Origin of the sequence: Mycobacterium sp. UNC410CL29Cvi84 (assembly GCF_000686745.1) — a bacterium.
Classification (GTDB): Bacteria; Actinomycetota; Actinomycetes; order Mycobacteriales; family Mycobacteriaceae; genus Mycobacterium; species Mycobacterium mucogenicum_B.
In genome coordinates, this window is record NZ_JMLM01000008.1 from 145420 (window position 1) to 164237 (window position 18818).

The following is an 18818-nucleotide window of genomic DNA, read 5'->3' on the forward strand; positions in this document are numbered from 1 at the left end:
TTCAGCAAATATATTTGGAGCTGCGAATTTCCTGAAAGGCTCTGATGAGCCTAGTTTGAACCGCTATTGACTGGCTATTCTTGCCCCTGTCTGACGGGGGTTGGCAAGAATGGCAAACAATTGGACTTCGGTGGGGGATATCCGAAGCGCGATTGCAGGGGTGGTACGGGGCGCTGTGGGAGGACGGTTGGTCGGGCTACGGCCGGACAACCGTCCACCACGAATCGACGTAAGTGAACGCGAAACCCTGCGGCAGAGCGAGGAGCGACTGGCGCTGGCCGCTCGTGTCGGCGGACTGGGGATATGGGACTACGACATCGCACGTGACGCGCTCTACTGCGACGAGACCTGGTACCGCATCGTGGGGCGCGATCCTGCCGACCCCGTCCGATCTGTCACAGACTTTCGCCCGTTCATCCACCCGGACGATGTCGACCGGGCGACAGAGGTGGCGCACACAGCCGCCGAACTCGTCGAGTTGGGGCAGGACTACTCCATCGAGTACCGGATCATCCGTCCAGACGGTGAGATCCGCTGGGTGCGCTCGACTGCCTGCCTGATCACGGACTCACGCGAAGTCGCCAGCCGGGCAATCGGTTTCATCGTGGACGTGACCGATTCCCGGCGCGACGAAATGGCGTTGCGACACGCGAATGAAGCGCTCCGGGAAGCGCAGGCCGGGCTGGCGCGGCAGATCCTGCAAGACCCGCTCACCGGCATCGCCAATCGGCGGGTGTTGAACCAGGAACTCGAGCGCATCTGCCTCGACGCCAACAGGACTCAACACCCGGTGACGATCGGCATGATCGATGTCGACCTGTTCAAAGAGTTCAACGACCGCTACGGGCACGTGGAGGGAGATGCCGCGCTGTGCAAGATCGCCACGGTGCTCCGGTCGTCTGTGCGGCGAATTGACACGGTGGTTCGATACGGTGGCGAGGAGTTTGCGTTCGTCTTGGCCGACGGTGCCGAACCCGGCCCGATCCTCGACCGACTTCACGAGGCACTGTTCGACCTGGCCATCCCGCATGAGTTGTCGCCGTACGGGCAGGTCACCGTCAGTTGTGGTTGCGTGACCTTCTACTCGTGTGACGACCTGACTCCGGCGATGCTGCTGAGGGAGTGCGACGAGGCGCTCTATGAGGCGAAGGAGAAAGGCCGCAACCGCAACATTGTTAGGGTCAGAAGGGTGTGACGCGCCGACCCGTGTTGTGCGTAGTTTGACGCCCGCGAAGAGCGATTTGGCTCGTTATGTCTGCTCGCCTACTATGTAAGGGTTGCCCAGGGCAGACCTGGGTCACTTCGGTGTGATGTTCTTCGCGCAAGCGCTCATCACCGTGACCCCGAGTGCCCTTGGACAACAAGACCGCGCACGTCCAGGTCGGTATCTGGCGTGCATACAAACCCCAGGTCAGGAGATCGAGTGATTCAGCAGGAATCGCGACTCAAGGTCGCCGACAACACGGGCGCAAAGGAAATCCTTTGCATCCGCGTGCTCGGTGGCTCGTCGCGGCGCTACGCCGGCATCGGCGACATCATCGTGGCGACCGTCAAGGACGCCATCCCGGGCGGCAACGTCAAGCGTGGTGACGTGGTCAAGGCCGTCGTCGTGCGCACCGTCAAGGAGCGCCGCCGGCCGGACGGCAGCTACATCAAGTTCGACGAGAACGCCGCCGTCATCATCAAGAACGACAATGACCCCCGCGGTACCCGCATCTTCGGGCCGGTCGGTCGCGAACTGCGCGAGAAGAAGTTCATGAAGATCGTCTCGCTGGCCCCGGAGGTTTTGTGATGAAGGTGCACAAGGGCGACACCGTGCTGGTCATCGCCGGCAAGGACAAGGGTGCCAAGGGCAAGGTCATCGAGGCCTACCCGACCCGCAACAAGGTGCTCGTTGAGGGCGTCAACCGGATCAAGAAGCACACCGCGCAGTCTCAGAACGAGCGTGGTGCATCGTCGGGTGGCATCGTCACCCAGGAGGCGCCGATCCACGTTTCGAACGTGATGGTGGTCGACTCCGACGGTAACGCGACCCGCATCGGCTACCGCGTCGATGAGGAGAGCGGCAAGAAGGTCCGTATCTCCAAGCGCAATGGCAAGGACATCTGAGATGACCACTGTGGAAAACACTCAGCCCCGGCTGAAGACGCGTTACCGCGAAGAGATCCGCGACGCGCTCAACAACGAATTCAACTACGCCAACGTCATGCAGATCCCCGGCGTGGTCAAGGTTGTCGTCAACATGGGTGTCGGTGACGCCGCCCGCGACGCCAAGCTGATCAACGGCGCGGTCAACGACCTGACGCTGATCACCGGTCAGAAGCCGGAAATCCGCAAGGCCCGCAAGTCCATTGCGCAGTTCAAGCTGCGTGAGGGCATGCCGATCGGCTGCCGCGTCACCCTGCGTGGCGACCGCATGTGGGAATTCCTGGACCGCCTGATCTCCATCGCGCTGCCCCGTATCCGCGACTTCCGCGGCCTGTCGGCCAAGCAGTTCGACGGCAGCGGCAACTACACCTTCGGCCTCAACGAGCAGTCGATGTTCCACGAGATCGACGTCGACTCGATCGACCGCCCCCGCGGCATGGACATCACGGTCGTCACCTCGGCCACCACTGACGACGAAGGCCGTGCGTTGCTGCGGGCCCTGGGCTTCCCGTTCAAGGAGAACTGACAATGGCAAAGAAGGCTCTGGTCAACAAGGCCAACAAGAAGCCGAAGTTCGCGGTGCGTGGCTACACCCGCTGCAACAAGTGCGGTCGCCCGCACTCGGTGTTCCGCAAGTTCGGCCTGTGCCGAATCTGCCTGCGGGAGATGGCCCACGCCGGCGAGCTGCCCGGCGTGCAGAAGTCCAGCTGGTGACTCTGCCCGTCTCATGACGCTGTAGAAAGCCGCCCCGGTCCTCGTGACCGGGGCGGCTTTTGCGTTCTGCCCGGGGTGATCGACATGCGGAGCTTTGACGACCTGCTGCACGAAGCCGAGACAGCCGACGTGACCGGGTGGGGTTTCGGCTGGCTTGCCGGGCGCGCGGTGGAGGAACGGCCACCGTGGAGCTACGTGCAACTGCTGGCGCGGCGGTTCGAGAGTGGCCGTGCAGCACTGGATCTCGACACCGGCGGCGGTGAGGTCATCGACGAGATGCGCGTGCTGCCGCCGCGCCTGGTCGTCACCGAGTCCTGGCCGCCGAATGCACGTGCCGCACGCGAGCGGCTGAAGCCGCGCGGCGTTCAGGTCGTCGAGACCGCGGGAACCGGGCGGCTGCCCTTCGGCGACGGCACCTTCGACCTCGTCACGTCGCGTCATCCCGTCGCCCCCAACTGGTCGGAGATCGCCCGGGTGCTGCACCCCGGCGGCCACTACTTCGCGCAGCACGTCGGCCCGGCCTCGGCGTTCGAACTCATCGAGTACTTTCTCGGCCCGCTTCCCGACGAGCGCAGGCAGCGGGACCCGCAAGACGAGGCGGATGCCGCCGCACAGGCAGGCCTCGTCGTCACTGACCTGCGCGAAGCGCGCTGCCGGATGGAGTTCTACGACGTCGGCGCCGTCGTCTGGATTCTGCGTAAATGTCCCTGGTGGGTGCCCGGTTTCTCGGTGGAGCGGTACCGGGAACAACTCGTCGAGCTCGACCGCCGGATGCGCGACGGCACGCCGTTCGTCGCCCACTCGACCCGGCATCTCATCGAGGCACGGCGGTGATTTGTACTGCTTCGAGAGTGGGGGATTACGCGGAAATCCGGCCGGAAAACCGCGCCAACCCCCACGCTCGGCGGAAATCCGCACGGATTTGGCCCTGAGCTGCGCATTGTCTACACTGGGCAGGTTGCCATGGGCGTCTTCGTCCAATGGCCGATCGGTACGTGCCTTCTGAAACTGGATTGCACTACTGATGCACGACCCCTGACCGACCTCGGTCAGATACGGGAAAACACTTCGTAGCAGGCCCACGATGTGACGTGCCGAGCCACCGCAAGGTGGGACCGACACGGGCGTGATGCATGGGAACCGCAGCGAGAAAGGTTGATCAACGCTGTCATGACAATGACGGATCCGATCGCAGACTTCTTGACACGTCTGCGCAACGCCAACTCGGCGTACCACGACGAGGTGACCCTGCCCCACTCGAAGATCAAGGCGAACATCGCCGAGATCCTCAAGAAGGAGGGTTACATCACCGACTACCGCACCGAGGACGCCCGCGTGGGCAAGAGCCTCGTTGTTTCCCTCAAGTACGGCCCGAGCCGCGAGCGCAGCATCGCCGGCCTCCGCCGGGTGTCGAAGCCCGGTCTGCGGGTGTACGCGAAATCCACCAACCTGCCGCGGGTTCTGGGTGGCCTGGGCGTGGCGATCATCTCCACGTCCTCCGGCCTGCTCACCGACCGCCAGGCAGCTCGACAGGGCGTGGGCGGCGAAGTCCTCGCTTACGTCTGGTAGGGGGCAGAAAACATGTCGCGTATTGGAAAGCAGCCGGTTGCCATTCCGGCCGGTGTCGATGTGACCATCGATGGCCAGAACATCGCCGTGAAGGGCCCCAAGGGCACCCTGGCGCTCGATGTTGCCGAGCCCATCGAGGTGTCGCGCAACGACGAAGGTGCCGTCGTGGTCACCCGTCCGAACGACGAGCGTCGTAACCGCTCGCTGCACGGACTGTCCCGCACGCTGATCGCCAACCTGGTGACCGGTGTGACGCAGGGCTACACCACCAAGATGGAAATCTTCGGCGTCGGTTACCGCGTGCAGGCCAAGGGCTCGAACCTGGAGTTCGCGCTCGGCTACAGCCACCCGGTGCTGATCGAGGCCCCCGAGGGCATCACGTTCGCAGTCGAGACCCCGACGAAGTTCTCGGTGTCCGGCATCGACAAGCAGAAAGTCGGCCAGATCTCGGCAGTCATCCGCCGCCTGCGTCGCCCCGACCCGTACAAGGGCAAGGGCATTCGCTACGAGGGTGAGCAGATCCGCCGCAAGGTCGGAAAGACAGGTAAGTAGCAATGGCCAACACTGAGACCGACAAGCGTAAGCCGTTGGGCCAGAACATCTCTGAGACCCGTCGGGTGGCGCGTCTGCGCCGTCACGCCCGTCTGCGCAAGAAGGTCGCCGGCACCGCCGAGCGTCCGCGTCTGATGGTGAACCGCTCCTCGCGGCACATCCACGTCCAGGTGATCGACGACCTGACCGGCACCACGCTGGCCGCCGCGTCGTCCATCGAGGCCGACGTGCGTGCCGTCGACGGTGACAAGAAGGCCGTCAGCACCCGCGTGGGTCAGCTGATCGCCGAGCGTGCCAAGGCTGCCGGCATCTCCGAGGTCGTTTTCGACCGCGGTGGCTACAGCTACGGCGGCCGGATCGCCGCGCTCGCCGACGCCGCTCGTGAAAGCGGGTTGACGTTCTAATGACTTACTTGAAGATGACCGGAAGGACTGCATGATGGCCGACCAGGCTGGCGCCGGTTCGGCGCAGGACAACCGTGGTGGCCGCGGCGACCGTGACGGCCGTGGCCGTCGCGACGACCGTGGTGGCCGTGGCCGTGGCGATGACCGCGGTGAGAAGAGCAACTACATCGAGCGCGTTGTCACCATCAACCGCGTTTCGAAGGTGGTCAAGGGTGGTCGGCGCTTCAGCTTCACCGCGCTGGTGATCGTCGGTGACGGCCACGGCATGGTGGGCGTCGGCTACGGCAAGGCCAAGGAAGTTCCGGCCGCCATCGCCAAGGGTGTCGAGGAGGCTCGCAAGGGCTTCTTCCGCGTCCCGCTGATCGGTGGCACCATCGTGCACCCGGTTCAGGGCGAGGCCGCTGCCGGTGTCGTGATGCTGCGCCCGGCCAGCCCGGGTACCGGTGTGATCGCCGGTGGTGCGGCTCGCGCGGTGCTGGAATGCGCCGGCGTGCACGACATCCTGGCCAAGTCGCTGGGCAGCGACAACGCGATCAACGTGGTGCACGCCACCGTTGCCGCGCTGAAGCAGCTGCAGCGTCCGGAGGAAGTGGCGGCCCGTCGTGGCCTGCCCATCGAAGATGTTGCGCCGGCCGGCATGCTGCGGGCCCGGCGTGAGGCAGAAGCGCTCGCCGCCTCGGCAGCGCGTGAAGGATCGGCATAATCATGGCTGAACTGAAGATCACCCAGGTGCGTGGCACCGTGGGTGCCCGGTGGAAGCAGCGCGAGAGCCTGCGGACGCTGGGATTGCGCAAGATCCGCCAGTCCGTCGTTCGCGAGGACAACGCGCAGACCCGTGGTCTGCTCGCGGTGGTCAACCACCTCGTCACGGTTGAGGAGGCGTAAATGAGCGTCATCAAGCTGCACGACCTCAAGCCGGCCGCGGGGTCCAAGAAGGCCAAGACCCGCGTCGGTCGTGGTGAGGGCTCCAAGGGTAAGACCGCTGGTCGTGGTACCAAGGGCACCAAGGCCCGCAAGAACGTCCCCGTGACGTTCGAGGGTGGCCAGATGCCGATCCACATGCGTCTGCCGAAGCTCAAGGGCTTCCGCAACCGCTTCCGCACGGAGTACGCGGTGGTGAACGTCGGCGACCTCGCCAAGGCGTTCCCGCAGGGCGGCACCGTCGGTGTGGACGAGCTGGTGGCCGCGGGCCTGGTTCGCAAGAACACCCTGGTCAAGGTGCTCGGCGACGGCAAGCTGGCCGTCAAGGTCGACGTCACCGCCAACAAGTTCAGCGGTAGCGCCCGTGAGGCGATCACCGCTGCCGGTGGTAGCGCGACCGAGCTGTAACTGTTTCGCAAAAAAGGGAGTCTCGGCCTTCGGCCGGGGCTCCCTTTTTGTGTCCGCCGAGACTGAGCTTGAGTGCCAAGTTCGTCGCGGAATTGGCACACAAGCTCAGTTTGGGCGGCCCTGGTCCGGCAGCTAGCTCTGCAACCGGGCGCCCAAGACGTCGCGGAAGAGGGCCTGGCGCACCGAGAGCTCGCGGGGATCGCTGACCAGATGGAAGCCGAGCCGGTTCATCACGTAGCCGAATCCGACGCCGGTGTCAGGGTCGGCAAAGCCGAACGAGCCACCGAATCCGGGCGTGCCGAACGCCTTTCCGGACGAGCCGAAGGCGAACGTCGGGATGGGCTTGCAGAAGCCCAGCGCGTAGGCGATCTCGGCGCGCATCACCTTGTCCCGCGTACCGCCTGACGGATTGCGGGGTGGCGCGATCAACTCGTCGAAAGTCTCTGGGGTGAAACCTATTTCGCTGCCGCCGGTCGCCGCGGCGCCGTAGAGGCCGGCCAGCGCGCGGGCCGTCCCGGTGCCGTTGGCCGACGGAATCTCGACGCGGCGCACCTTGTCGGTGTTGTAGTCGCCGGCGTAGGGGTCGATGTCGGCGGGGATCGCGGCCGTCCTGGCCAGCAGCCCGCGCGGGTTGAGGCTGCCGATCAGGAACCCGGCGGGCATGACGTCGAGGTGCCGCAAGGACTCGTATCGCTGCCAATGGTGCAGCGTGGCAATCCGGTTGCGGTCGACCGAGTCCGGCAGGCCGATGTACAGGTCGAGGCCCGACGGCCCGGTGATCTCCTCGGCGAGATAACGCCCGAGCGTGCGGCCGTCGGTTCGACGGATCAGCTCGGACTCGTACCAGCCGATGGTGATGGCGTGGTAGCCGTGCCGGGTGCCCGGCTTCCACGCGGGTTTCTGTGCCGCGAGGATGGCGGAGAGCCGCACCGGGTCGGCGATGTCGGACAGCAGGGGATTGGGGGTCAGGACGCACAGCCCGGCCTGGTGGGCCAGCAGCTGCCGGACGGTGACGTCACCCTTGTCCTGCGCGGCGAACTCGGGCCAGTACGTGCTGACCCGCTCGTCGTAGTCGAAGAGCCCTTTCGACACCGCGTGCGCGACAGCAAGGGCGGCAACACCTTTCGTCGACGAGAACATGTTGACCATGGTGTCGGCCTGCCACGGCGCCCGGCTGATCCCGTCACGGTAGCCGCCCCACATGTCGACGACCTTGCGGCCGTCCCGGTAGACGCACAGCGCGGCGCCGACTTCGCCGCCGGCAGCGAAGTTGGCCCGGAACGCGTCGGCGACCTTGCCGTAGCCGTCGTCGGCATCGCCGTGGACCAGATCGGGAGAGACAGAGACCTTCAGCACCATGGGTCGATCCTCTCCCGCGAGCAGGCGGAAAACTGTCGAATTCGGCGTCGGAATGGACAGGTTTGCGTCTGCTCGGCACTCGCCGGTGAATCGGTACGCTCGGAGCATGTTTGCTTTCCGGCCCAGCCTGCCCGGTCTTCCCGGCCCCGATGAGTTGCGTGCCCTTGTCCGCAAGGTCGACACCGCGCGTCATCACGGCGTGCCCAACGGCTGCGTACTGGAACTCGACCTACAGGCCGTGCCGCCCGAGACCGCCGGCTTCGACCCGATCGCCTTCGTCATGGGCAACGCGCGGCCTCTCGTGCTGCGCGACGCCGTCGCCGCCATCCACCGCGCGGCCGACGACAAGCGGGTGGCCGGACTGATCGCCCGGGTTCAATTGCCCGCTGCCGCAGCGGGTCCGGTGCAGGAGCTGCGCGACGCCATCGCCGCGTTCAGCGCCGTCAAGCCGTCGATCGCCTGGGCCGAGACCTATCCGGGCACCATGTCGTACTACCTGGCGTCGGCGTTCCGGGAAGTGTGGATGCAGCCCTCGGGCACCGTCGGTCTCGTGGGTTTCGCGACCAACGCGCTGTTCCTTCGCGACGCGTTCGACAAGGCCGGCATCGAGGCGCAGTTCGTCGCGCGCGGCGAGTACAAGTCGGCGGCCAACATGTTCACGCAGGACCGCTACACCGAGCCGCACCGCGAGGCCGACGGCCGGCTCATCGAGAGCCTGCACGCCCAGGTGCTGACTGCCATCGCAGAATCTCGCGGCGTCGACGCCGACGAACTCGACGCCCTCGTCGACCGGGCACCGCTGCTCCGCGACGAGGCGGTCGCCGCCAACCTGGTCGACCGCATCGGTTTCCGCGACGAGGCCTATGCCCGGGTCGGCGAATTGACCAGTGGCGCAGCGCAAGCCGACGGCAAGGACGCGCCGCCGCGGCTGTTCCTGTCCCGGTACGCCAAGGCCACCGCGGGACACACGCTGCCCGAGGTGCCGCCGCTGCCGGGCATCAAGCACAAGCCGACCATCGCCGTCGTCACCATGGCCGGGCCCATCGTCAGTGGACGCGGCGGCCCGAGCGCCTTCCCGCCCGGACCGTCGAGCGTCGGCGGCGACACCATCGCCGCGGCGCTGCGGGAAGCCGCGGCGGATGACGACGTCGCTGCCGTCGTGCTGCGGGTCGACAGTCCGGGAGGCGCCGTCACGGGTTCGGAGACCATCTGGCGCGAGGTGGCGCGGCTGCGCGAGGCGGGCAAGCCGGTCGTCGCGTCGATGGGCGCGGTCGCCGCGTCCGGCGGCTACTACGTGTCCATGGCGGCCGACCACATCGTCGCCAACGCCGGCACCATCACCGGATCCATCGGCGTGGTGACGGGCAAACTCGTCACCAAGGGCTTGAAAGAACGGCTCGGTGTCGGCTCGGATGCCGTGCGTACCAACGAGAATGCTGACGCCTGGTCGGCCAATCAGCCGTTCACCGAGGCCCAGCACGCGCACGTGGTGGCCGAGGCGGATCTCTTCTACACCGACTTCGTAGAGCGCGTCGCCGACGGCCGCAACCTGCCGGTCGAGGCCGTCGAACAGGTGGCCCGCGGCCGCATCTGGACCGGTGCCGACGCGCTGGAACACGGCCTGGTCGACGAACTCGGTGGACTGCGGACCGCCGTCCGCCGGGCCAAGGTGCTCGCCGGTCTGGATCCCGACGCGACCGCCAAGGTCGTCAACTACCCGGGCTCGTCACTGCTGGATCACGTGCGGCCCAAGGCCTCGTCGCAGCCGGCCGCGGCGTCGTTGCCGGAGGCGGTGGCGGCGCTGCTCGGCCGGTCACTGGTCGGTGCGCTCGGCCAGGCCGAGCGGTCGATGACCGGGGTCAGCGCCCTCTGGCTGGGGGATTACCGCTTTTAGCTCTGATCGAGTCAGTCGGGGCCGTCCCCTCGGCTCTGCCGTCGACGTGGCCACGAAGCCTATTTAGCTGAACTAATCATATGGGGTACGGCGCTACCCCAGAACCCGGCGTGCCCGCCCCGCACAGTGGAACCACACAGTGACTGCCACGCCGGGAGGTAGAGATGATGGGTAAGCGCAACGTGCCGCGAACCGCGGCGTCGATCGGCCGGATCGGCGGACTGGCGGTGGCCCTCGGCGTCGGAATAGGAATCGCCGCGATGCCGTGGTCGGCAGCGGCCGCGCCCGACGGCGGTGGCCCGAACATCTCGGTGAGCCACGACGGTGACGTCAAGGTCGTGAAAGGCACTGCCACAGCGGTGTCCGACGGCCGGGGATCGACGGCCGTCGCGCACGGGTTCGGCAGCTATGCCGAAGCCACCGGCGGTACCAACAACCACGCGCTCGCCAGCGGCACCAACAGCACCGCGATCGCCAAGGGCGGCAGCAACAACACGGCTACGGCGACCGGCACCAACAGCACCGCCATCGCCGCGGGCGGCAGCAACAACACCGCGAAAGCGACCGGCACCGACAGTGGCGCGTACGCGGGTTACTACCCGGGGCTCGATGTCCGGCAAGGCTCCAACAACAACAATCTCGCCTCAGCCCAAGGCGATTCGGCCACCGCTGTCGCCGGCGCGGGCGGCAGCTTCAACACCGACAACACCGCCATTGCCTACGGCGACAACAGCGGCGCCGTCTCCGGCTTCGGTGGTAACAGCAACACGCACAACACCGCCGTCGCCTTCGGTGCGGGAACCCACGCCGGCGCCGGCTCAGGCGGGAACCAGAACGACTACAACAGCGCCACTGCCACCGACGGCGCCGGCGCCTTCGCCGGTGGTGCAGGCAACGACAACGACTACAACACGGCCTCGGCCACCGGCGACGGCAGCCTTGCCAATGCCGGCGTGGCCGGAACCGATCTCGACCACTACACCGCCAACGCCAGCGGTGGCGACACCGTCAACAACCCGTGACACCAACAGACGAAGGGGTGAAGAACATGGGCAAGCACAACATGGCGCGGAGCGCGGTGTCGATCGGCCGGGTCGGCGGGCTGGCGGTGGCGCTGGGAGTGGGCGTCGGGATTGTCGCGATGCCGTGGTCGGCGTCGGCGGCGCCCGACGGCAGCGGTCCGAATATCTCGGTGAGCCACGACGGTGACGTCAAGGTCGTGAAGGGCACTGCGACGGCGGTGTCCAGCGGGCGGGGTTCGACGGCGGTGGCCCATGGTTTCGACAGTTACGCCGAAGCCACCGGCACCAACAACCACGCGACCGCAAACGGCTTCGGCAGCACGGCGATTGCCAAGGGCGGCAGTAACAACACGGCCAAAGCGAGCGATATCGACAGCACGGCGATCGCCGGTGGCGGTACCAACAACACGGCCGTGGCGTCGGGCAACTTCGCTCAGGCTTACGCCGGCTCAAGCCCCGAATACGATGGGCGCCAATCGAACAACACCGGCAATACCGCGATCGCCACCGGTACCCACAGCATCGCGCGGGCCGGGATCGGCGACCACAATGACGGCAACTTCGCGAAAGCCACGGACTCCGGGGTCGCTTCGGCCGGCGTCGGCACCAACAACGATTCCAACACCGCCACCGCGTCCGGGCCGGGCAGCGTGGCCGACTCCGGATTCCTGGTCTCCGGCAACGACAACAACACCGCCACCGCGACCGGCGGGGGCGGCGCCATCGCCGGCAGCTTCGGCAATGACAACGACAACAACTCTGCGAGCGCGGACGGCTTCGGCAGCTACGCATACGCGGGCTATGGGACCGACAACCTGGACGGCTACACCGCCGACGCCACCAACGGACAGAGCGTCCACAACCCGTGACGGTTCGCGTAACTGTAACCAGGGGAGGTCAATTCATGAACAAGCACCGCGTTTCTCCGGAGCGCATCGGCCGGGTCGGCGGACTGGCGGTGGCGCTGGGAGTCGGAGTGGGGATGGCCGCGATGCCGTGGTCGGCCGCTGCGGCACCCGACGGCAGCGGCCCGAACATCTCGGTGTCGCACGACGGGGACGTCAAGGTCGTGAAGGGCACCGCGACAGCCGTGTCCGACGGACAGGGCTCGACGGCGGTGGCCCACGGTTTCGGCAGCTACGCCGAAGCCACCGGCGGCACCAACAACCACGCGATCGCGAGCGGCACCCGCAGCGTCGCGATCGCCAAGGACGGCGACAACAACACCGCCAAGGCCACCGGCATGGGGAGCCACGCGATCGCCGCCTTCGGCTCCGGCAATACCGCCACAGCGACGGGTACAAACAGCTACGCCGCCGCGGTCTACGGCGACAACAACACCGCAACGGCGACGGGGATAAACGCCGGCGCCACCGCGGGTTTCGGCGATGGCAACACCGCGAAAGCCACCGGTACGAACGCCTATGCTGCCGCCGGCGACAAGGATGACGTCCGTGGTCCCGGCAACAACAACAACACCGCGAAGGCGATCGGCGACAACAGCACGGCCTTGGCAGGTACCTATGGCAGCGGAAGCGACGGAAACGTCGCCATCGCCTACGGCCCCGACACGACGGCAATCGCAGGCAGTGACGGCAACAACAACGATTCGAACAGCGCCGTTGCGTTCGGTCCGGGCAGCCAGGCCATGGCCGCCAGGTACGGCAGCGACAGCTCGAGCAACAGCGCCACAGCCACTGACGGCGCTTCTGCCCTCGCCGGTACGGGCGGCGATGACAGCGACGCCAACACCGCCTCCGCGACAGGTGCCGGCAGCATCGCCGCCGCAGGCACGACCACAACGGATGAGATCAACCTCGACGGCTACACGGCCAACGCGAGCGGGGGCGACGTCGTCCACAATCCGTGACGACGTCGCCGGTTCAGCCGAGAGTGCCGCTGATGTAGATGATTTCGCGCATCGGGTCGTCGTCGCCGAGGACCGTTGCCGTCAGGCCGTGCCGGGCATGCAGATCCACCCGGCCGATGCCAGCGGTCTGCCAGCCCTTGACCGCCAGATAGTCTGCGGCGGAGTGCCTTTCGCCGTGGTAGACCAGCGACGGCATGTCCATGTTCAAGCCGAGCTGCTGGAATCCCGCGGCGGCCTCGCGCGCCTTGTCGGCGTCGAAAGCCTTGAGGCCCGGCACGAATTCGGTGGCCACGGCGCTGCCGGGGGCACTGAGCTCGTGAATGTTGTCGAACAGCTTGTCCTGGGCCTCCGGCGGCAGGTAGATGAGCAGACCTTCGGCCAACCACGCCGTCGGCCGGCTCGGGTCGAAGCCCGCCGCACGCAACGCCGCCGGCCAATCCTCACGCAGATCGATCGGGACGGTCCGGCGTTCGGCCGTGGGTTCGGCGCCGAGGCCGGCCAGGGTCCGGGTCTTGAACTCGATGACCTCGGGCTGGTCGATCTCGTAGACCACCGTGCCCTCGGGCCACGCCAGCCGGTAGGCGCGCGCGTCCAGCCCGGAGGCCAGGATCACCGCCTGCCGGATTTCCGAGGACGCGGCGACCCCGGCCGAATCGCCGCCTACGGCGGCCATGAAGTAGTCGTCGAAAAACCTTGTGCGCACGGCCATTTCGTCGATGTTGGCGCGCGCCCGCGCCGCCGCATCCGGAGCGACGGCGTCGAGGACGGCCAGGTCCAGTTCGCCGTCGACCATCTTGGTGAACGCCTCGATCCCGACGGCACGCACCAGCGGCGCCGCGAACGGATCGTCGATCAAACCGTGTTCGTGGGTGCTCGCGATCGCCCGCCCCGTCGCGACCAGCGTGGCCGTCGCGCCCACGCTCGAGGCCAGGTCCCAGCTGTCTCCGTGTGTCCGGGCCATCGCGGTCAGGCCTTCCGGTTCAGGACCGCGCGGACGTATTTCAGCTGGGTCCAGGCCCGGGACAGTTCGTCGTCCGGGTACTGGAAACCGTTGTCGGCGTGCGCCTCTTCGACCGACCGCGCGGTGACGTCCCAGCCGAGGCTCGTCAGGTAATCGGTGACATGGTTGCGGTCGCCCTCGTAGATGAGGTCGGCCATCTCGATGTTCGAACCGAGGGCCTTCATCCGGTCGCGCATCTGCTGCATGCGCTCGTCGTCGAACGCGGAGCTCAGATCGCCGACCTGCTCGGTGGCCACGAAGCTGCCGGGCGCCGACAGTGCGGTGATGTTGTCGAACAACCGGTCCTGGGCCTCCGGCGGCAGGTAGATGAGCAGCCCTTCGGCGATCCACGCGGTGGGCGCCTCGGGGTCGAAACCGTTGTCCCGCAGCGCCTGCATCCAGTCGTCGCGCAGGTCGACGGCGACGGTGCGCCGGGTCGCGGTGGGGGAGGCGCCGAGGCTCGCGAGCGTCGTCGACTTGAACTCGATGACCTCGGGCTGGTCCACCTCGAAGACGACGGTGCCGTCTGGCCACGGCAGCCGGTAGGCGCGCGCGTCCAGACCGGCGGCCAGGATCACGGCCTGCCGTACGCCGGTGGCCGCCGCGTCGAGGAACAGCTGGTCGAACCAGCGGGTGCGGACCGTCATGCCTTCGGCCGCGCGTCGCGGGGTGAAGGCCGGGTTCACGTCGCTCAGGTCGATCTCGCCGTCGAGCGCCTTGGTGAAGAAGTCCAGCCCGACGGCCCGCACCAGCGGCTCGGCGTACGGGTCGTCGATCAGCTGCTCGCGGTGGGCGATGGCACGCTGCCCCGCGACCATGGTCGCGGTGGCCCCGACGCTCGAGGCCAGGTCCCAGGAATCTCCGTCAGTTCGTGTCATGTGGTTCCAACTCCTAGTTCTTGATGGCCGTCACGGACAGTGAATTACGCAGCGCCGCGGTGTCTTCGGTCTCGGCGAGGGGGCGGCCGTACTCGGCGAAAACTTCAAGGCGAGGGCGGGCCGTGGTATTCCAGCCACTGGCATCCAGGTGCTCGACCACCGAGGTGCGCTCGCCCTGGTACCAGAGGTCGGTCAGGTTGAGGTCGAGGCCCGCGCCGCGCCACCGCTCGCTCATGGCCGCGCCGCGCTCACGCATGCCGGCGCCGTGGTCGGTGTGGAATTCGGTGGCCAGGCGACTGCCCGGCGCCGACAGCGCGGTGATGTTGTCGAACAGCTTGTCCTGCGCCTCGGGCGGCAGATAGATCAGCAGCCCCTCGGCGATCCAGGCCGTCGGCGCCGCGGGGTCGAATCCGGCGGCGCGCAGCGCGGCCGGCCAGTCCTCACGCAGATCGATCGCGACGGTGCGGCGTTCGCAGGTCGGTGTGGCGCCGATCTGCGCCATGGTCCCGGTCTTGGCGGCGATCACCTCGGGCTGGTCGATCTCGTAGACGACGGTGCCGGCCGGCCAGTCCAGCCGGTAGGCGCGCGAGTCGAGGCCCGCCGCCAGGATGACGGCCTGCCGGATGCCGGCAGCGGTGGCGGAAGTGAAGAAGTCGTCGAAGAACTTCGTCCGGACCGCCATCAGGTTGGTCATCATGGCGGCGGCCGTCCCGACCTCACCGGTGAGATCGATCTGCCCGTCGAGCAGCTTGATGAAGAACTCGACCCCGACGGCCCGCACCAGCGGGTCGGCGTACGGATCGCGGATGAGCGGCTCCGCTTCCTTCGTCGCCAGGGCGCGGGCGGTCGCCACCATCGTGGCGGTGGCGCCCACGCTCGAGGCCAGATCCCAGGTGTCGCTGTCGGTGCGGGTCATCGGGTAGGTCCTGTCCGTCGGTAGGGATAGATGAGGATCAGCGCACTGCGGTGACGTAGTTGACCTCGCCCATGGAGGGCTGGCCGTTCGGGTCGGCCTCGACGGCCGGCAGGCCGTTGCGGACCAGCAGTTCGTTGGAGGTGACGGCGGTGGTCTGCCAGCCGTGACCCTGCAGGTAGGTGTCCACGTCGGCGCGGTCGCCGAGGTAGACCAGATCGCTGAAGTCGAGATCGAAGCCTTGATCGCGCCAGTGCTCCGATGCGGCCTTCATGCGCTCGCGCACGGCGTCCTCATCGAGGTCCGGCGTGGCCGGCACGCCTTCGGCGCCCATGCGGCTACCCGGTGCGGACAGTTCGGAAATCTGGTCGAGCAACCGGTCCTGCGCTTCGGGTGGCAGGTAGCCGAACAGTCCCTCGGCGATCCACGCGGTGGGCTTGGTGGGGTCCAGACCGGCGGCGCGAAGTGCGGCCGGCCAGTCCTCACGCAGGTCGATCGCCACCGTGCGCCGTTCGGTGGTCGGTGCCGCGTCCAGATCCGACAGGGTCTTGGACTTGAACTCGATGACGTCGGGCTGGTCGATCTCGTAGACGACGGTGCCCGCCGGCCACACCAGGCGGTAGGCGCGCGAGTCGAGGCCCGCCGCCAGGATGACGGCCTGCCGGATACCGGCCTTGCCGGCGTCCCGGAAGAAGTCGTCGAAGAATCGGGTGCGCGCCGCCATGCCGTTGGTCAGCTGCGCCATGGTCGGGCCGTAGCCGGCGCTGGACTGGTCGGGATCGGCGGCGCCGTCGACCAGCTTGGTGAAGAACTCGACCCCGACGGCGCGGACCAGGGGAGCGGCGAACGGGTCGTCGATGATCGGGTCTTCGGAATTGGTGGCGAGAGCGCGGGCCGCGGCGACCAGAGTCGCGGTCGCTCCTACGCTCGATGCCAGGTCCCACGTGTCGTTGTCAGTGCGTGCCATCGCGTCGTTCCTGTCGTCGGTCACCCGGTGAACGGGTCGGTAGTTAGCTCATGTAACAACCTGTCGGCGACTGTACGCGCCGTTCCTGAACGCGGCAGAAATGCCGGGTGGCGGCACGTTTCGAGGTGTCCGGGCTGGGTACGAAGGGTCCGGCGCCGAGCGGATGCAGGTCGCGGGGACGGCAACTGTTATTCTCGGAGACTGATTTGACGGCGCGTCCAGGCAGGTCGGGTACCTGCTGTGGTCGCGCACGGAATTAACCAAACGCTGGACCTGACCAGCCCCATCAGCACGCCGCGGCCCGAGCTCGGCTGCGCAGGAGGAAGAGTGCTTTCGGCTTTTATCTCGTCCCTGCGGACGGCCGATCTGCGACGCAAGATCCTCTTCACGCTGGGTGTAGTCGTCCTGTATCGGGCCGGTGCCGCATTGCCGTCCCCCGGGGTGAACTATCCGAACGTGCAGAAGTGCATCGAGCAGGTCAGCGGCGGTGACGCTGCGCAGGTCTACTCGCTGATCAACCTGTTCTCCGGCGGTGCGCTGCTGCACCTGTCGGTGCTGGCGGTCGGCGTCATGCCCTACATCACCGCGAGCATCATCGTGCAGCTGCTGGTCGTGGTCATCCCGCGCTTCGAACAGCTGCAGAAGGAAGGCCAGGCCGGTCAGGCCAAGATGACGCAGTACACGCGTTATCTCGCGATCGCGCTGGCAGTTCTGCAGGGCACCTCGATCGTCGCGATGGCCGCCAGCGGCAATCTGCTGCAGGGCTGCACCCTGAACATCATCCAGGACCAGAGCATCTTCACCCTCGTCGTGATCGTGCTGGTCATGACCGCGGGCGCCGCCCTGGTCATGTGGATGGGCGAGCTCGTCACCGAGCGCGGCATCGGCAACGGCATGTCGCTGATGATCTTCGCCGGCATCGCCGCCCGCATCCCGTCCGAAGGCCAGTCGATCCTGGAGAGCCGCGGCGGCGTCGTGTTCGCCTCCGTCGTGGCCGCGACGCTGATCATCATCGTCGGTGTCGTCTTCGTCGAGCAGGGCCAGCGCCGTATCCCGGTGCAGTACGCCAAGCGCATGGTGGGCCGCCGGATGTACGGCGGTACCTCGACCTACCTGCCCCTGAAGGTCAACCAGGCCGGCGTCATCCCCGTCATCTTCGCGTCGTCGCTGATCTACATCCCGCACCTGATCACCCAGCTGGTCACCGCCGGTGATCCGAACGCGTCCAACGGCTGGTGGTCCAAGGCGGTCGCCAAGTACCTGACCAACCCGGCCGACCCGGTCTACATCGCGATCTACTTCGGTCTGATCATCTTCTTCACGTACTTCTATGTGTCCATCACGTTCAACCCCGATGAGCGGGCGGACGAGATGAAGAAGTTCGGTGGCTTCATCCCGGGCATCCGGCCGGGCAAGCCGACGGCGGACTACCTGCGGTACGTCCTGAGCCGCATCACGCTGCCGGGCTCGATTTACCTCGGTTTGATCGCGGTGTTGCCTAATCTGTTCCTGCAGAGCGGCGGCAGCAGCGCCCAGAACCTGCCATTCGGCGGTACGGCCGTGCTGATCATGATCGGCGTGGGTCTGGACACGGTGAAGCAGATCGAGAGCCAGCTGATGCAGCGCAACTACGAAGGGTTCCTCAAATGAGAATGGTTCTGCTGGGACCGCCGGGAGCAGGCAAGGGCACTCAGGCCGAGAAGCTGGCCGAGAAGTTCGGCATCCCGCAGATCTCCACGGGTGATCTGTTTCGTAGCAACATCAGCAAGGGCACCCCGCTCGGTGTCGAGGCCAAGAAGTACCTCGATGCCGGCGACCTGGTCCCGGCCGAGCTGACCAACGCGCTGGTCGACGACCGTCTCGACGCCGACGACACCGCCGCCGGGTTCATCCTCGACGGCTTCCCCCGCTCGGTCGAGCAGGCCGTCGCGCTGAAGGACATGCTGGCCAAGCGCAACCTCAAGCTGGACGCGGTGCTGGAGTTCCGCGTGTCGGAGTCCGAGCTGCTGACCCGGTTGAAGAGCCGCGGCCGCGCCGACGACACCGAAGAGGTCATCCTCAACCGCATGAAGGTGTACCGGGACGAGACCGCCCCGCTGCTGGACTACTACCGGGACGAGCTCGTCTCGGTCGACGCCGTCGGCAGCCTGGACGAGGTCTTCGCCCGCGCCCTGCAGGCGCTCGGCAGCTGAATCGCCG

Annotated in this window: 23 protein-coding genes; 18 read left to right on the forward strand and 5 right to left on the reverse strand. The window is 67.0% G+C overall.

What is annotated here, in order from left to right:
* Nucleotides 1-109 precede the first annotated feature (109 nt).
* From BR47_RS0112790 to rplO, 12 genes are all read left to right on the forward strand, one after another.
* On the forward strand, nucleotides 110-1195 hold the full coding sequence (locus BR47_RS0112790) for a GGDEF domain-containing protein (RefSeq protein ID WP_081831282.1): 1086 nt from the start codon (nucleotides 110-112) through the stop codon (nucleotides 1193-1195).
* Nucleotides 1196-1423: 228 nt separating this feature from the next.
* Nucleotides 1424-1792 (forward strand): 50S ribosomal protein L14, encoded by a 369-nt coding sequence (gene rplN / locus BR47_RS0112795; protein WP_020101420.1) that lies wholly within the window; start codon nucleotides 1424-1426, stop codon nucleotides 1790-1792.
* Nucleotides 1792-2109: a 50S ribosomal protein L24 gene (gene rplX / locus BR47_RS0112800; RefSeq protein WP_020101421.1), complete on the forward strand. Its 318-nt coding sequence runs from the start codon at nucleotides 1792-1794 to the stop codon at nucleotides 2107-2109. Before rplN ends, rplX begins: the two co-directional genes overlap by 1 nt.
* Nucleotide 2110: 1 nt before the next feature.
* Nucleotides 2111-2674 (forward strand): 50S ribosomal protein L5, encoded by a 564-nt coding sequence (rplE, locus tag BR47_RS0112805; RefSeq protein ID WP_020101422.1) that lies wholly within the window; start codon nucleotides 2111-2113, stop codon nucleotides 2672-2674.
* Nucleotides 2675-2676: 2 nt separating this feature from the next.
* Nucleotides 2677-2862 carry a type Z 30S ribosomal protein S14 gene (locus BR47_RS0112810; protein ID WP_005197641.1) on the forward strand — a complete coding sequence of 62 codons (186 nt, stop codon included), beginning with the start codon at nucleotides 2677-2679 and terminating at the stop codon, nucleotides 2860-2862.
* A gap of 84 nt (nucleotides 2863-2946) precedes the next feature.
* The gene (locus BR47_RS0112815) at nucleotides 2947-3696 is read left to right on the forward strand and encodes a class I SAM-dependent methyltransferase (protein ID WP_029119752.1); all 750 of its coding nucleotides are present in this window, start codon (nucleotides 2947-2949) and stop codon (nucleotides 3694-3696) included.
* Nucleotides 3697-4032: 336 nt separating this feature from the next.
* Entirely contained in the window at nucleotides 4033-4431 is a 399-nt protein-coding gene (rpsH, locus tag BR47_RS0112820) for a 30S ribosomal protein S8 (protein WP_020101424.1), read from the forward strand.
* A gap of 12 nt (nucleotides 4432-4443) precedes the next feature.
* Nucleotides 4444-4983 (forward strand): 50S ribosomal protein L6, encoded by a 540-nt coding sequence (rplF, locus tag BR47_RS0112825; RefSeq protein ID WP_020101425.1) that lies wholly within the window; start codon nucleotides 4444-4446, stop codon nucleotides 4981-4983.
* Between the two features lie 2 nt (nucleotides 4984-4985).
* Complete coding sequence (rplR, locus tag BR47_RS0112830; protein ID WP_020101426.1) at nucleotides 4986-5387, forward strand: 50S ribosomal protein L18; 402 nt, start codon at nucleotides 4986-4988, stop codon at nucleotides 5385-5387.
* 34 nt (nucleotides 5388-5421) lie between these two features.
* Entirely contained in the window at nucleotides 5422-6090 is a 669-nt protein-coding gene (rpsE, locus tag BR47_RS0112835; RefSeq protein WP_029105211.1) for a 30S ribosomal protein S5, read from the forward strand.
* Nucleotides 6091-6092: 2 nt separating this feature from the next.
* Nucleotides 6093-6272 (forward strand): 50S ribosomal protein L30, encoded by a 180-nt coding sequence (gene rpmD, locus BR47_RS0112840; RefSeq protein WP_020101428.1) that lies wholly within the window; start codon nucleotides 6093-6095, stop codon nucleotides 6270-6272.
* Nucleotides 6273-6716 (forward strand): 50S ribosomal protein L15, encoded by a 444-nt coding sequence (gene rplO, locus BR47_RS0112845; protein WP_020101429.1) that lies wholly within the window; start codon nucleotides 6273-6275, stop codon nucleotides 6714-6716. It abuts the gene before it with no gap.
* Between the two features lie 132 nt (nucleotides 6717-6848).
* Here the strand turns inward: rplO and BR47_RS0112850 are convergent, their stop codons facing one another.
* Entirely contained in the window at nucleotides 6849-8075 is a 1227-nt protein-coding gene (locus BR47_RS0112850) for an EstA family serine hydrolase (RefSeq protein ID WP_029119753.1), read from the reverse strand.
* 106 nt (nucleotides 8076-8181) lie between these two features.
* Here BR47_RS0112850 and sppA point away from each other — a divergent pair, with 106 nt between their 5' ends.
* The 4 genes from sppA (at nucleotide 8182) to BR47_RS0112870 (ending at nucleotide 12861) form a co-directional block, all read left to right on the forward strand.
* The gene (sppA, locus tag BR47_RS0112855) at nucleotides 8182-9969 is read left to right on the forward strand and encodes a signal peptide peptidase SppA (RefSeq protein WP_029119754.1); all 1788 of its coding nucleotides are present in this window, start codon (nucleotides 8182-8184) and stop codon (nucleotides 9967-9969) included.
* A 167-nt stretch (nucleotides 9970-10136) separates the two neighbouring features.
* A complete protein-coding gene (locus BR47_RS30420; RefSeq protein WP_141772227.1) occupies nucleotides 10137-10991 on the forward strand; it encodes a hypothetical protein in 855 nt (284 codons plus the stop codon).
* On the forward strand, nucleotides 10988-11860 hold the full coding sequence (locus tag BR47_RS0112865; RefSeq protein WP_141772228.1) for a hypothetical protein: 873 nt from the start codon (nucleotides 10988-10990) through the stop codon (nucleotides 11858-11860). Before BR47_RS30420 ends, BR47_RS0112865 begins: the two co-directional genes overlap by 4 nt.
* Before the next feature lie 35 nt (nucleotides 11861-11895).
* Nucleotides 11896-12861, forward strand: a complete 966-nt coding sequence (locus BR47_RS0112870; RefSeq protein WP_029119757.1) for a hypothetical protein — start codon at nucleotides 11896-11898, stop codon at nucleotides 12859-12861.
* 13 nt (nucleotides 12862-12874) lie between these two features.
* On the opposite strand, the gene BR47_RS0112875 is transcribed toward BR47_RS0112870, so the two are convergent.
* The 4 genes from BR47_RS0112875 to BR47_RS0112890 are packed head-to-tail and all read right to left on the reverse strand — an operon-like array spanning nucleotide 12875 to nucleotide 16619.
* Nucleotides 12875-13822 carry a class I SAM-dependent methyltransferase gene (locus BR47_RS0112875; RefSeq protein WP_029119758.1) on the reverse strand — a complete coding sequence of 316 codons (948 nt, stop codon included), beginning with the start codon at nucleotides 13820-13822 and terminating at the stop codon, nucleotides 12875-12877.
* Nucleotides 13823-13827: 5 nt separating this feature from the next.
* Nucleotides 13828-14739 carry a class I SAM-dependent methyltransferase gene (locus BR47_RS0112880; protein ID WP_020101433.1) on the reverse strand — a complete coding sequence of 304 codons (912 nt, stop codon included), beginning with the start codon at nucleotides 14737-14739 and terminating at the stop codon, nucleotides 13828-13830.
* A gap of 13 nt (nucleotides 14740-14752) precedes the next feature.
* On the reverse strand, nucleotides 14753-15655 hold the full coding sequence (locus BR47_RS0112885; RefSeq protein WP_029119759.1) for a class I SAM-dependent methyltransferase: 903 nt from the start codon (nucleotides 15653-15655) through the stop codon (nucleotides 14753-14755).
* A 37-nt stretch (nucleotides 15656-15692) separates the two neighbouring features.
* Entirely contained in the window at nucleotides 15693-16619 is a 927-nt protein-coding gene (locus BR47_RS0112890) for a class I SAM-dependent methyltransferase (RefSeq protein ID WP_029105215.1), read from the reverse strand.
* A 327-nt stretch (nucleotides 16620-16946) separates the two neighbouring features.
* On the opposite strand from BR47_RS0112890, the gene secY reads away from it, so the two are divergent.
* Nucleotides 16947-18269 carry a preprotein translocase subunit SecY gene (gene secY, locus BR47_RS0112895; RefSeq protein ID WP_029105216.1) on the forward strand — a complete coding sequence of 441 codons (1323 nt, stop codon included), beginning with the start codon at nucleotides 16947-16949 and terminating at the stop codon, nucleotides 18267-18269.
* Nucleotides 18266-18811, forward strand: a complete 546-nt coding sequence (locus BR47_RS0112900) for an adenylate kinase (RefSeq protein WP_029105217.1) — start codon at nucleotides 18266-18268, stop codon at nucleotides 18809-18811. Before secY ends, BR47_RS0112900 begins: the two co-directional genes overlap by 4 nt.
* The last annotated feature ends 7 nt before the right edge of the window (nucleotides 18812-18818 follow it).

Bases quoted from the DNA above. Each gene is read 5' to 3' on its own strand.
- BR47_RS0112790 (WP_081831282.1), top strand. From the start codon at position 110: ATGGCAAACAATTGGACTTCGGTGGGGGATATCCGAAGCGCGATTGCA.
- rplX (WP_020101421.1), top strand. From the start codon at position 1,792: ATGAAGGTGCACAAGGGCGACACCGTGCTGGTCATCGCCGGCAAGGAC.
- rplE (WP_020101422.1), top strand. From the start codon at position 2,111: ATGACCACTGTGGAAAACACTCAGCCCCGGCTGAAGACGCGTTACCGC.
- BR47_RS0112810 (WP_005197641.1), top strand. From the start codon at position 2,677: ATGGCAAAGAAGGCTCTGGTCAACAAGGCCAACAAGAAGCCGAAGTTC.
- BR47_RS0112815 (WP_029119752.1), top strand. From the start codon at position 2,947: ATGCGGAGCTTTGACGACCTGCTGCACGAAGCCGAGACAGCCGACGTG.
- rpsH (WP_020101424.1), top strand. From the start codon at position 4,033: ATGACAATGACGGATCCGATCGCAGACTTCTTGACACGTCTGCGCAAC.
- rplF (WP_020101425.1), top strand. From the start codon at position 4,444: ATGTCGCGTATTGGAAAGCAGCCGGTTGCCATTCCGGCCGGTGTCGAT.
- rplR (WP_020101426.1), top strand. From the start codon at position 4,986: ATGGCCAACACTGAGACCGACAAGCGTAAGCCGTTGGGCCAGAACATC.
- rpsE (WP_029105211.1), top strand. From the start codon at position 5,422: ATGGCCGACCAGGCTGGCGCCGGTTCGGCGCAGGACAACCGTGGTGGC.
- rpmD (WP_020101428.1), top strand. From the start codon at position 6,093: ATGGCTGAACTGAAGATCACCCAGGTGCGTGGCACCGTGGGTGCCCGG.
- rplO (WP_020101429.1), top strand. From the start codon at position 6,273: ATGAGCGTCATCAAGCTGCACGACCTCAAGCCGGCCGCGGGGTCCAAG.
- BR47_RS0112850 (WP_029119753.1), bottom strand. From the start codon at position 8,075: ATGGTGCTGAAGGTCTCTGTCTCTCCCGATCTGGTCCACGGCGATGCC.
- sppA (WP_029119754.1), top strand. From the start codon at position 8,182: ATGTTTGCTTTCCGGCCCAGCCTGCCCGGTCTTCCCGGCCCCGATGAG.
- BR47_RS30420 (WP_141772227.1), top strand. From the start codon at position 10,137: ATGGGTAAGCGCAACGTGCCGCGAACCGCGGCGTCGATCGGCCGGATC.
- BR47_RS0112870 (WP_029119757.1), top strand. From the start codon at position 11,896: ATGAACAAGCACCGCGTTTCTCCGGAGCGCATCGGCCGGGTCGGCGGA.
- BR47_RS0112875 (WP_029119758.1), bottom strand. From the start codon at position 13,822: ATGGCCCGGACACACGGAGACAGCTGGGACCTGGCCTCGAGCGTGGGC.
- BR47_RS0112880 (WP_020101433.1), bottom strand. From the start codon at position 14,739: ATGACACGAACTGACGGAGATTCCTGGGACCTGGCCTCGAGCGTCGGG.
- BR47_RS0112885 (WP_029119759.1), bottom strand. From the start codon at position 15,655: ATGACCCGCACCGACAGCGACACCTGGGATCTGGCCTCGAGCGTGGGC.
- BR47_RS0112890 (WP_029105215.1), bottom strand. From the start codon at position 16,619: ATGGCACGCACTGACAACGACACGTGGGACCTGGCATCGAGCGTAGGA.
- BR47_RS0112900 (WP_029105217.1), top strand. From the start codon at position 18,266: ATGAGAATGGTTCTGCTGGGACCGCCGGGAGCAGGCAAGGGCACTCAG.